A 12127-nucleotide genomic window follows, 5' to 3' on the forward strand; every position below is an offset into this window, starting at 1 on the left:
CGAAGACCTCCGCGAGAGGGAGTGGGGCAGGCCCGCGGAGTGCAGTCACCATCAGGCCATCAGGCCGTCACCCCCGCGACCGGTGTTCTTACGGGGTGACGACGGGGAAGCCGGGGTCGGGCTGGGTGACGTAGGAGAGGAGGCGGGCGAGCAGGACGGGGTCGCCGTCGGTGGTGATGCCGTCGAGGCCCTTGCCCGCAAGGACGCCGAGCAGCTGCGGCTTGGTGAGGGTGAGGGTGAGGCCGGCGGGGGTACGGGGCGCGCCGCCGAGGGTGCGGTGGGTGAGGGCGCCGTTGTGGAGGGTGAGGCGGTGGTGGGCGTCCTCGTCGGTGAGGACGAGGTCGATGGTGAGGTCCTCGTGCCAGGCGCGGGGACCGTCGATGCGGACGGCGATGGAGTCGAGGAGCATGCCGGTGGTCAGCGCCCTCACCATCTCGGGGTTGGCGGCGTCGAGCAGGGCCGCGTTCTCGCCGTGGCGCAGTTCCATGGCGGAGGTGAGGTAGAAGTTGCGCCAGGTGCCGTTCTCGGCGCCGTGGCCCAGCCGGGTGTAGACCGCCGCGAGGGTCTCCTTGGCCTCTGTGTCGCCGGGGTCGGCGAAGACAAGGTGGTTGAGGAGGGTGGCGGCGAAGCGGAGATCGCCCTGCTCGATGTAGTCACGGGCCTTGGCGAGGGCCTGGGCGGCGCCGCCGGCGAGGTCGACGTACCGCTTGGCGAGTTCGACGGGCGGGTGCTCCCACAGCGTGGCGGCGTTGCCGTTGAACCAGCCGAGGTAGCGCTGGTAGATCGCCTTGACGTTGTGGCTGAGGGATCCGTAGTAGCCGCGGGTGTGCCAGGAGTTCTCCAGGGCGGGCGGGAGCTGGATCTCCTCGGCGATCTCGAGGGCGGTCAGGCCGCTGTTGAGCAGGCGCAGGGTCTGGTCGTGCATGTACGCGTAGAGGTCGCGCTGCTCGGAGAGGAAGCGCACGACGTTGTCGTGGCCCCAGGTGGGCCAGTGGTGGGAGGCGAAGGCGACGTCGTACTGCCCGTCGAAGAGGTCGATGGCCTCGTCGAGGTAGCGGGACCAGATGCGGGAGTCCCGTACGACGGCGCCGCGCAGAGTCAGGATGTTGTGCATGTTGTGCGTGGCGTTCTCGGCCAGGCACAGGGCGCGGTGGTCGGGGAAGAGGAAGTTCATCTCCGAGGGGGCCTCGGTGCCGGGGGTGAGCTGGAAGACGATGCGGACGCCGTCGACCGTCTCCTCCTGGCCGGTCTCGGTGATGTCCACGGTGGGCGGGATGAGCGTGATGGTGCCGGTGGAGGTGGTCATGCCGAGCCCGGCGCCGATCTGGCCGTCGGGCGCCTTGGGCAGCCGGTCGCCGTACATGAAGACCGCGCGGCGGGTCATGGCGTTGCCGGCGTAGACGTTCTCGCTGACCGCGTGCTCCAGGAAGCCGACGGGCGCGAGGACCGGCACGCCCTCCTCGGTACCGCGCGGCAGCACGCCGCGGGCGCCGCCGAAGTGGTCCCCGTGCGAGTGGGTGTAGATCAGCCCGGTGACCGGCCGGTCGCCCCGGTGCTCGCGGTAGAGGGCGAGCGCGGCCGCGGCGGTCTCGGCGGAGATGAGCGGGTCGATGACGACCACACCACGCTCACCCTCGACGAGCGTCATGTTCGACAGATCGAGGCCTCGGACCTGGTAGATGCCTTCGGTCACCTCGTACAGCCCCTGCTTCAAGGCGAGCTGCGCCTGCCGCCACAGGCTCGGGTTCGCCGTGTCGGGGCACTGGCCCTTGAGGAAGTCGTAGGCGTCGTTGTCCCACACCACACGGCCGTCCGCCGACTCGACCACCCCGGGGATCAGCGCGCCGATGAAACCGCGGTCGGCGTTGTCGAAGTCGGTGGTGTCCTCGAAGGGCAGGGCACTCATCTCTTGCTCCGTTCTGCGGCGGTGCGGGCCGGTCCATCTCTGCACCGGATGGAGATATGTGCAGTTTGTCACGAACGTCCGGTCAGATCGCTGCCTGAGGCGGTGCCCGCATGCTGCCGCGCGGCGATCACGTGAACAGGCCGGGCGGGCAGAGCTGAGATCCGCCGTGTCATGACGTCGAACGGCCGACCCGGTCCGCGGGCGTCGACCGCCCGTACAGCGCGGCTTGTCGGCGGGCGTGGTAGTGGATTCCCCGCTGGCACCGGATCCCGCTCAGCCGGGGGTGTTGGGGTCTCCACCCACTGGCTCCGACCCCGACACCCTCGCCACAGCCTGCCCGGGCTGCGCAGCTGGGCGGCCCATCGCCGAGGTCGGGCGGCCGGGCAGTGTCTCCCTACCGGTTCGGTTCGCTTGATGTGTAGCGGATGCGGGCCCAGAGCGGCAGGACGAACCAGCAGAGCAGATACCAGGCCACTACGCCTGCAACCAGCCAGGGGACGAGGTGGTCGTGGGTGGCGACCCGCAGCACCAGGAACAGGGCGGAGGTGCAGGTGGCCAGGAGCAAGACAAGTCCGCTGAACGTCAGACGCGAGGCCCACGTCACGGCCTGGTGCTTGATCTGGCGGCCGGAGACGATCCGGTGGAAGGACACAGGCCCGATCAGCGCGCCGGCCGCCAGGGCTCCCAGTACGACCGTGGTGATGTAGATGTTCTTGTCCGTCTGTTCCAGTTCGTGGAACAGGGGGGTGAAGACCACGGTCAGCAGGAAGCCGAACAGGATCTGAACGCCCGTCTGGGCGACCCGTATCTCCTGGATCAGCTCTTGCCACTGCCGGTCTGCCCGCTCCGCTTCGCTCTCGGCCCGTCCATCCTCGGATCTGTCCGCCGTCATCTGCCTGCCTCCCGTGTTCGATGCGTTCGAATCGCCCTGGCAGGCGTGTGCCCCCGGACCGCGGGCTCACGCGCCGTCACCTCGATGTGGACCGACGGCTGATGCACTCATGCCTGAGGACCGGATGCACTGGCTCCTCGGTCGGGTCCGGGGCGGAGTCTGCTGGCCAGGTGCGGGGGCGAGGGACTGGGCGGGGTGGCGGGGTGGATGTGGCGGGCGAGTCAGAGGCCCAGGAGGAAGGGCAACGCTGGCCATGGCGCTGGCGTGGGCCGCCGACCATCTGACGGGGACTCTGGGGCTCATCGCCGCAGGGCCGTCTCCGCTGACCACCAACGCGGCGGAGACGGGGTCATCCCCGCGTGCGCGGGGAGCAGGCTGCGCGCTGCTCCTGGTAGATGGGCGGGGCAACGACCATCGTCGTCGTGATCGGCGGCTTGGTCGGTTAGCTGTGGAGGACTCCGGTACGGGCGGCGATGCCTCGGAGCTCGGGCGTGGTGCGCCCGGAGAGCAGCAGGCCGGAGACGAGGGATTTCACGGCTGGGCGTGCGTGGGTCTCCTGAGGAGCCCAGTGCTCGGCCTGGAGGAGGGCGCGGATGCATTCGTCTCGTCGGCCCCATTGGGCGAACGCCTTCGCGCGGTCGGTGAAGTAGAGCGCGCGCCGCTCCGTGGTGGGCAGGGCTTGGGGGGCGAGAGCATCGGCAGCGGCGATGGCTGCGGAAGGGTCACCGGCCGTGTTCTCGGCTGAGATCAGATGGAGCTGCACGGTGGCCCAGCTGAAGCCTCCGTTCGTGTCTCGAAGGTGGGTTACGGCGCCGAGGCTCTTGGCGATGGCGGTGGCCTCGCTGGTCAGCTCGCGCATGCCCGTTTGATCGCGTTGGTAGGCGACGGTGTAGGCGGCGCACTGGACCAGTAGACCTCGCTGTGCGATCCCTGCGTTTCCGAGTGCGCGCAGGGCCGGGTCGTCGGCGGCGTTGAGAGCGAGGGTGAGGGCCTGGTCGTGCCATCCCGCCTTGCGGGCGAGGACGGCCTGCTGGCGAGCCGCTTCCGCGACGGCCATGGGAGCTCCGCTGGCGGCGGCGAACTGCCGGGCGCGGTCGGCTGCCATCCAGCCGAGTTGCGGCTCGTGGAGTTTGATGAGGATGCGCGTCGCGAGGAGGTAGGCCTGCGCCAGCACGGGGAAGGTGTCGCTGGCGCTGGTGGACTGGTGCCCGGCGGAGATCAGGCGTGGGAGCCGTAGGGCGAGGCTGGAGTACGCGCAGTCGTTGAAGTCGGCTGAGGCGCGGTGCAGTTCCGCCGCGAGGAGGTCCAGGGGCGCGTCGGGGGCTGTGCGGCCGAGTCCCAGCATGGCGTCGCGCAGCCCTGCGACGAGCGTCTCGCCGAGTTGCGCTTCCTCGGTTTTGGCCGGGGTGGCGCCGGCGACAGGGGCTCCCATGGCGGCGGCCGCGGTGACCGCCAGGTTCGCGAGCAGTTGCCTTCGCGTGCGCACCGGGTCCTCTCCGTCTTCGCGGCCTGGGATTCCCAGAGTAGGGGCGGGCAGGCTGGGATACGGGCCAGTTGACTGGCTGTTCGGGTCCGTCCCCGCGTGCGGGGGGAGCAGTGCTGGGCAAGGGTGGTCTTGCCGGAGCCCGTGGGGTCATCCCCGCGTGCGCGGGGAGCAGCCCGTGGAGCCGAGGAGCATGTTGTCGTCGTGGGGGTCATCCCCGCGTGCGCGGGGAGCAGCATCCGCGACAAGGCCGCCCGCGACAAGGCGCAGGGGTCATCCCCGCGTGCGCGGGGAGCAGGCACCCGGGCGCAGCCACGCGGCGCCGGTCTCGGGGTCATCCCCGCGTGCGCGGGGAGCAGGCTCGGTGACCTGCCACTTTAGATGGACCAGGCTTCATTTTGAAGCACTTGCATAGAATCGGGCTTGTCAGGCATTTCAGTCAGTTCTGAACTCTGCTGGGTAGGGGCAGGGATATTGACCGGGTGGCCGCTCATGGGATCGCGCATGAGTCGAGGCCAGACGGTGGGCCGCCACGAGCCTGCCGGTCCGCGACTCAGCACCACATCCGGTCCCGTGCAGCTATTCACTCCTGTAGTCGGAGTTGCCGAGTTCCTCCGCGAGATCGGCGCTGGCCTCGTACCCGGGGCTGCCGTCAAGCGCACCCCTGCGTCGGTTGTACCGGTCGGTGGTTCGGGGGTCCTTGTGGTCGGCCCAGTGCTGGATCCTGTCGCGCCGGGCGCCCGGCCGGGCCAGGGCGTGGGTGATGGTGGTGTGCTTGACCGCGTGCGGGCCCACCTTGCGCTGGGGGAGGCCTGCGCGCTTGGCCAGGGCGTTGATGGCCCTCCACTGGGATGGCTCGTCGAGCTTGCGGCCCGTGCGGGTGGCCAGGATGTAGCCCTCGGTGCGGTCGCCGATCTCCTCCTGGATCGCGGCCCAAAGCAGTGGGGGCACGGCCTTGCGTACCCAGTAGCCGCCCTTCACCTCCACGTCCAAGACGCGGTGGCCGGCGTCCTGCCCGAGGCGTTCGATGCGTGCGCCGAGTGCCGATTCGATGCGCAGGCAGCAGTCGTGGAGCATCAGGAGCTCGGTGTAGAGGCGGTGGCCGGTCGGCCAGCGGTTGCCGCGGTGGTCGAGCCCGTCGCGGGCGGTGCGCAGCAGGGTGGCGAACTCAGCCTTGGTGAACGCCTCGGTGCGGCTGTAGAGCGGATCGATCGCCGGGTAGAGCACGGCCTCGAACGGGTTGGAGTCGAGCTGCTCCTTGGGCAGGAGCTTGGTCCTCAGGAGGAAGACGTAGAAGCTGGAGCACGCCGACAGCACGTTGTGGCGGGTCGCGTCGCTACGGGGCGGGCCTTCGGGTACCCGTTGTCCTTCGCGCCAGACCAGGGTGGGCAGGGTCTCCAGGTTGGCGGCGAAGGCGTCGGCCAGGAGGAACCGCAGGCCCAGGGGGTGGGCACCGTGCTGGCGTGCATACGCCTCCAACAACTTGAAGTTCTGGGCGTAGGTCTTCGCCGTGCCCGGCGAGCGCTGGTGATGGTGGGCGATCCAGGCCGCGGCGAGGGTGCACAGCACGTCGTGCTCGCCGTAGATCGCGGCGAGGTACTCGAACAGCCGCCGGGCGTGGGGCGGCCACGCGTCCCGGGGGTCCTGGCCGAGCCGGGCCAGCGACGTACGCGCTGACCGCGGAGCGGGGGTGTGGGCCGCCACTGCCGGGACGAGGGTCATCCGTCGCTTCCTCCGTGCTCGGAGCCGATCACGCCATCTCCTCCTCGATGAGGATCTGCTGCCGGCAGTAGTCGCACAGCGTCTGCGATGTGCCGTCGTCGTCACCCTCGTGCGGACAGAAGCAGCCGCAGGCGGCGCAGTTGGCCAGGTCGTGCGGGCTGTAGGTGGCATTGCAGTCGAAGCAGTGCTCCACATACTCACTGTCACCGACGAAGGTGACGCTCGCCAGAGTCTCGGCGTGGCACTGGGGGCACTCGTTGAAGGGTACGCCGGCCTCCGGCTGGAAGATCGAGGCCAGATCGGTGGCGTTCCAGACCCCTCCGCAGAAGTGGCACTGTCCCACGAGCGGGTTGGGCGCGCCGCTCTCGTCACCCTCGACGGGGCCGAGGAGAAGGGCGTCCTGCTGGCAGTCTTCGCAGGTGAGGACGGCCTGCGGCTTGTCCTTGAGTACGCTGCCGCGCAGCCGGTTCATGCGCCTGGTGACGTAGGCGTGGATGCTCGTGAGTGCTTCGCGGACCTCGGAGAGGTCGTGGTGGACCTCTGCGCGCTCGTCGGCACTGAGCGACGGGAGCAGCTCCTTGTCGACGAAGTTCATCAGGAAGTCGAGGACCGTGGCGGCGCGGGCCTCGACTGCTTCGGCACTGTGCGTGAGCCCGTAGTGCTGGAGGGCGTTGCGGTCCTTGGCCAGATCCTTGAGCGCTTTGGCGTCTTTGTCGCTGATGGGGATGTTGCCGATGCGCCGGAGTCGGGCCACAGCGGCTTCGGTGCCGCAGCTCTCGAAGTCGTGGTCCTCGTACTTCTTGAGGCTGGCCTCGCCCGGGTCCTTGAACACGAGGGTCCAGTGTTCGCTGCGGAGGCGGGCCTTGAGGAGGACTTCGGCAGCGGCCTGGAGGTGGAGCACCGCGTACTTGAGCTCCCGGGCGCCGCCTCCGGCGTCCTCGTGCAGGTGCTCGATCACGCTGAGGAGGTAGTCGATGCCGTTGCGGACCGGCGGGAAGTCGAGCTGGGAGCGGCTTGCACGTCGGCGGGCCGGCCTAGGCCTGTGTTCGCCACGAGACCCGTCACCGCCGGGAGCAAGATCGGGCGTACTGGTGGTTTCCACGTAACTCTCCCGTATGGGTCCAGGGCTTGACGACAACTCAGTGGGCTGCCGTGAGGTTACAGGAAAACCGTAATTTTCCTGTAGTGCGGGAACGCCCCTCCGAGGGCCTCCTGTCGATAGACATCCGCAAGACGAGGACAGAGGAGGGAAGGCTCCGCTACCGTGACTTCACGTCAGTGAGACCTCTGTCTACGTCTATTGCAACGGGAGCCCGGATCCATGCGCATCACCGTGACCGTCGAAGAGCCGGACGATGCGTTCCGCACCGACCTCCTCGCCCTCCTCGCCAAGCACTCCGCCGTCGTCGAGCTCGACACCGAGTGGACGGTGGAGCGCGCCGGCCGCTTCTACCAGGCCGTCCCGCCACGGGCGCAACGCCTGCTCCGGGAGGCGGCCGTCAGGGACGGCTTCGTTCCGGACGAAGTCCTGCGCGAGGAGCTGGACGGCAAGAGCCTTCGCGGCCACGCGGGCCCGCTCAAGCGGGCGCTCGAACGCGGCGTTCGCGAGGGGTGGTGGCCGGAGGGCATGCAGCCGCCCCTCGCCCCGCGGGGCCCCGGCTTCGGCAAGGTCAAGGGCTACCAGATGCCGCAGGAGCTGGTCAGCACGTTTTTCACGGCCATCAAAACCGTGCACCAAGCCGGGGACGGGATCCCCACCCCCTAACATTTAGGGGTGCTCCGTCACGAAAGCTCCGCCTAAGCCGCACTGCGGACGACGCCGCGATCGCATCATTCCAGGGACACCCTTCCTGGAACCTGTTAATTCCCGCCGCTACAGCAGCAATACGAGGGACGAAATGACGCCGGAAAACCGGTAGAGCACTGGAATCCTGATTTCAGACGCGAATACGGTCGCCGACACTACGCCAGAAATGAAATCCGGCGAACCGCGCGGCCGTAGATCCGTGCCGAAATACGGTACGCTACGGGTGGGGTAATCAGCAGCGGGACAATGTTCCCGAGCAAGAAGCCGCGGTCCGCCCGCGGCACTAAGCCGGGATCGGACCGCGTTCCCCGCGCAAGCGGCCAGCCCGGGTGATTAGCGGTCACCCGGGCGGCTACCTACCAGCGACTACCTGGATCCCGCAGAGGATCGTAAGGATGTTCGCCGTCAGGGCGACGAGCGGTGACGCGTGGTGAAGAGCCCTTCGCAGGGCGCACCACCACTGCTTCCACCAGTCGTCTTCACTGCCGAGGCCCATCCGGGCCCCCTCTCCGTCGGGAAACCGGTGCGCGAGTGCACACCCGCCCGCAACACCGTGAATGAACGCGGCATTGAGGCGGATCGGCACCGGACACCCTCCCGTAGCGGAGAGTTCAACGGTGATTACGGTACCCCATTGGACCCCTCACGCAAAGCCGCCAGAATTACCCCTGTGAATCGCACAGAAGGGGTCGCCTGGGCCCGACAGAAGGCACCCCAGCACCGTCGGATTTTGGTACGCCCCGCGAGTGACGGCGCCTTAAGGTGAGGCGGGTTGAGGGGGCTCGATGCCGAGGGACTTAGCCTCGGAGATCTTTTGCGCGTAGTCGCCGGGCGACTCGCCGTCCAGGCGCTGGTAGAGCTCAAGGGCCGAGCTGCGGGCCGACTCGAACTCCGGGAGGCGGTCGAGAGCGAGCAGGGTTCTGGCGTGCTTCAGATGGGCTTCGGCGAGCTCCGCCGGCAGCTCCAACGGTGCCAGGACGGTGACGGCTTCGGCGGCGGCGCGCTCTGCGCCCTCGAACCTGTGCATGAGCGTCAGAAAGCCCACCTGGTTGTGCAGCGCGGTCAGCAGGCCTTGCACGTAGTCCGTCGTGTCGCGGAGCACGGAGCGGAAGACCTGCGCCGCCTTGTTGTTCACGCGGGAGGCCACCATCAGGCGGGAAGCGTCGGCCAGTGTCTTCGCCTGCATGAGGAAAGCTCCGCCGAGCAGCGGCAGATGGTCACGGCCCCGGTCCCGGACGAGCTGCCGGGCCAGGGTGACGGCCTCGTCCGCGATCTCCATCGCCTCCTCGCGGGCGTTGGCCGCGGCGCTGAGTTCCGCCATGTCCAGGAGGGCCCGCACGTAGTGCCGCTGTAGTGCGTCCGGATCGGAGGGGTCGAGCTGATGGAGGACCGACGCGGTCTCCCGGACGGTTTCCCGCACACCCATGAAGTCACCGAGGTCGAGCTGGATCTCCGCGAGGTGGCTCAGCGTGGACTCGAGTTCGGTGAGATAGGCGTCCGGCCTGTCCTCGGCCGCCGCCCGGCGGACTTGCAACGACTCCCGGGCCACTCTCAGCGCCTCGTCCAGGTGCCCCGCCTGGTGGTGGTGGCGTGACAGCGCGTTGAGCGAGCGCGCGAGATCCGGGCGTGCTCCGGCGTCGCGGGAGGCCAGTTCTCGGCGCATATCGACGGAGGCCCGGGCCCTGTCCAGCGCCTCGTCGAGGCGGCCGGTGGCGGCAAGGCCGTAGGAAAGGTTGTTCAGCAGCCCGGCCAGAGCGGACGTGCGGTCGTCCGGGTCCTCCGGCCGCCAGTCGGACAGCCCCGTCAGTGCCTCGCCCTGGACCACGGACTCTGCGCCGCGTTCGAGAACATGGAGCGCGTGGACCTGCTGGGCCAGCAGCAGGCCCCTGAGCCAGGTCGGCGCGGCGGGAACGGTTTTCAAGACCGTCCTGGTTGAGGCGACTCCTTCACGCCTGACCTGCACGTTCACGGGTTCCTGGGCTGTTCTGTTGTGCCTGCGGTCCACCCCTGGTCCACTGACTGCCGCACCCGGCGCCGTTCTGGGGAGCCCAGCCGAACGGCCCTAGAAAGACCGACCAACCGGGTCGCGGTCGGGTATGCCGGATTTCGTCTCCTGGTGTCGTTGGCCGCCGTATTCTGGCGATCCACCAGGGAGGGGACGCCATGGGGAAGCGTCAGCGCCGACGCAATCGTCAGCAGAAGCAGCCCAAGACCATCGTCAAGCAGCAGTCACAGCTTCGGCATCTCATCCCGAGTACGGATCACCCGCTACTCGAGGTCGTCTTCAAGCCCGACGTGTCCGACGAAGACAAGGCCGTGTGCCTGGACTACTGGTCGTTCTTCCAACCCGGAACCTGGTCGTACAAGGTCGCTGAGATCGGCGCCACTACTGCGGTTCTGAGGACGGTGAAGGCGTCCTGCCACGCAGATCTGCTCACCATCGTCTGCCCCGACTGCGCCGGACCGAAGAGGATTCACAGCCGCTCGGACATGGTCGCGACTCGGAAGTGGGCGCCGGACGTGTTCCCGAGCGAGGAGACCGTCACGGGCGGCTCATGCCACGACTGTCAGACAGCTGCGGCAGAGCATGCGGCGCAGGAAGCGCAGCGTGTTGCAGAAGAGCATCGGCAGCAGAACCAGGCACGTGTCGATGCAGCCTCGTCGTGGTTGCAGGAGCAGGCAGGACGAGACTTCCCCAGTAGTTATCCGAGCGTCGTGGACGCACTGACACTGGTTTCCATGGTGGACATCATGCAGCGGAAGGACACCGAGACGATCGGGCCGCTGCAGAGCTTGGACTACTCACTGGCGGCGTCTGCGGAGGTCGACGTGGAGGTATTCCGCAGCCTGCACCAGGAGCGGTGGATCAGTCCGACCCTGCCGGCTACGACTGGGGACTTCGCGTTTGACGACGACGGCACCGTCCGCGGCGTGTACATCAAGCAGATCCCTTGGTGTCTGGCGCCCGCCCTGGGCAGCAAGACAGCGGCGCGCCGTGAGATCACGTCCCTGCTGGGCCGCATGTTGATCAGCCGGGCAGACGAAGTGCGGCACCAGGTGCACAAACTTCAGGCCGGTATGGCTGTTACCTACCTCGAGGGCTTGCTGATCCGCACCTATCAGGAGGAGCCCATCCCGGAACATCGTCTGCCTGACGCCTACGAGACGCTCCTGGGAGCACTGCGAGAGGGCTTCACGCTCGGACAGCTCATCGCCATTGCGTGGAGCGCTGCGGCCGCAGCGGTGGCATGGGGTCAGCGCACGCCCGGGCTGAAGCCCGGCAACGTGTCGGCGGCTGCTGTCACCAACGTCGGCCGACGTATCGGCTTCCTGCACGACCGCCGCATCGAGGAGTACGACCTGCCGAACTGGGTTGCGCGCCCAGCGACTCTGGGCACTGCCCTGCGACTCCTGGAACAGCACGACGCGGAGATCGAGGCACTCAGCCGCTTTCTCACCCTGAAGCAGCGCACCGAAGCTCGGCCACTGGAGACCGCCGAATTCGATGGCGACATGGCCGACCTCCAGAGCGACGAGACCGACCACAACATGGAGTCCTTCCTCGACGACTTGAGGGCTGGTCGTAAACAAGAGCCGAGTGGTCCCGCGATCACCTACGCCCTGGTCACCCCTGAAGGGGAGCTGGAATTCCACACCGCCCCAGTCGATGGCATGCGTGACAAGGTGGGTTCAGCTGGCGCCGGGGTCGTCGACCGGATCTGGTTGCCCTCCCCATCCTCCGTCCACGCCTACGTGGCAGAGCTGGTCACAGCTTCGTCCGAGAGCTCCAATCCCGTCGCTGACGAGATTCTGCGCCTGCTCGACTGCCACGACGGGCCGTTCTACGGGCCCATCTCCTTCTTCGCCATCAGCGCACACGCCACTCAGCCGCGGAGCCTGGACGAGGATCAACGCGAGATGCTGCGCGCCGCTCACGAGGTGGCACGGGGACGCGCCGGACTCGACAGCTAGCCCACGCCGTGCTCATTCGTGTCCGGTCCCACAACCTCGTCAGCTGCTGAGCCCCCTAAGCCCTTGGCAAACCAGGGATGCGCCCTCCCCACGCAAAAGGGATCGCTGGCGAAGGCCAGCTTCGGCATGATTGGCTTCGAGTGAATAACACGTCTCTGGAGATCATGTGGGAAAGGCCAGCCGCCGGAGGGCGGAACTCAGAAACCCGCCAAAGTCCACCGAAGAAGCTCTCAGAAGAGAGACAAGGCGGGCGCACAGGGCTGAAAGGCAAGGCAAGCGGCGAGGTTCTGCACTTGCCGAGTACGAACAGCTCGCAGATCTGGGCCGTCGGCACGTTGCCGAAAC

General features: G+C 68.0%; 8 protein-coding genes and 1 CRISPR repeat array. Of the genes, 2 read left to right on the plus strand and 6 right to left on the minus strand.

Features of this window, described 5'->3' with window-relative positions; translation table 11 throughout:
• Positions 1-88: 88 nt before the first annotated feature.
• From IO30_RS0115090 to IO30_RS41955, 5 genes are all read right to left on the minus strand, one after another.
• On the minus strand, positions 89-1906 hold the full coding sequence (locus IO30_RS0115090) for an alkyl/aryl-sulfatase (RefSeq protein WP_031143175.1): 1818 nt from the start codon (positions 1904-1906) through the stop codon (positions 89-91).
• 394 nt (positions 1907-2300) lie between these two features.
• The gene (locus IO30_RS0115095) at positions 2301-2798 is read right to left on the minus strand and encodes a DUF6328 family protein (RefSeq protein ID WP_031143176.1); all 498 of its coding nucleotides are present in this window, start codon (positions 2796-2798) and stop codon (positions 2301-2303) included.
• A 442-nt stretch (positions 2799-3240) separates the two neighbouring features.
• A complete protein-coding gene (locus IO30_RS0115100; RefSeq protein WP_031143177.1) occupies positions 3241-4284 on the minus strand; it encodes a transcriptional regulator in 1044 nt (347 codons plus the stop codon).
• 82 nt (positions 4285-4366) lie between these two features.
• A CRISPR array of direct repeats spans positions 4367-4640; the repeat unit is 29 nt; unit sequence GGGGTCATCCCCGCGTGCGCGGGGAGCAG.
• A 220-nt stretch (positions 4641-4860) separates the two neighbouring features.
• The gene (locus tag IO30_RS0115105; RefSeq protein ID WP_031143179.1) at positions 4861-6003 is read right to left on the minus strand and encodes a tyrosine-type recombinase/integrase; all 1143 of its coding nucleotides are present in this window, start codon (positions 6001-6003) and stop codon (positions 4861-4863) included.
• Between the two features lie 28 nt (positions 6004-6031).
• Positions 6032-7105 carry a hypothetical protein gene (locus IO30_RS41955; protein WP_157853299.1) on the minus strand — a complete coding sequence of 358 codons (1074 nt, stop codon included), beginning with the start codon at positions 7103-7105 and terminating at the stop codon, positions 6032-6034.
• Between the two features lie 219 nt (positions 7106-7324).
• On the opposite strand from IO30_RS41955, the gene IO30_RS40505 reads away from it, so the two are divergent.
• Positions 7325-7768: a hypothetical protein gene (locus tag IO30_RS40505; RefSeq protein WP_031143183.1), complete on the plus strand. Its 444-nt coding sequence runs from the start codon at positions 7325-7327 to the stop codon at positions 7766-7768.
• A gap of 799 nt (positions 7769-8567) precedes the next feature.
• Here IO30_RS40505 and IO30_RS0115125 read toward each other — a convergent pair.
• Complete coding sequence (locus IO30_RS0115125; RefSeq protein WP_167347264.1) at positions 8568-9731, minus strand: tetratricopeptide repeat protein; 1164 nt, start codon at positions 9729-9731, stop codon at positions 8568-8570.
• A gap of 242 nt (positions 9732-9973) precedes the next feature.
• Between IO30_RS0115125 and IO30_RS0115130 the strand changes: the two genes are divergently transcribed.
• A complete protein-coding gene (locus tag IO30_RS0115130) occupies positions 9974-11782 on the plus strand; it encodes a hypothetical protein (protein WP_031143187.1) in 1809 nt (602 codons plus the stop codon).
• Positions 11783-12127: the final 345 nt, after the last annotated feature.

The sequence above is a fragment of the Streptomyces xanthophaeus genome, assembly GCF_000725805.1.
In the GTDB taxonomy this organism is placed as follows: domain Bacteria; phylum Actinomycetota; class Actinomycetes; order Streptomycetales; family Streptomycetaceae; genus Streptomyces; species Streptomyces xanthophaeus.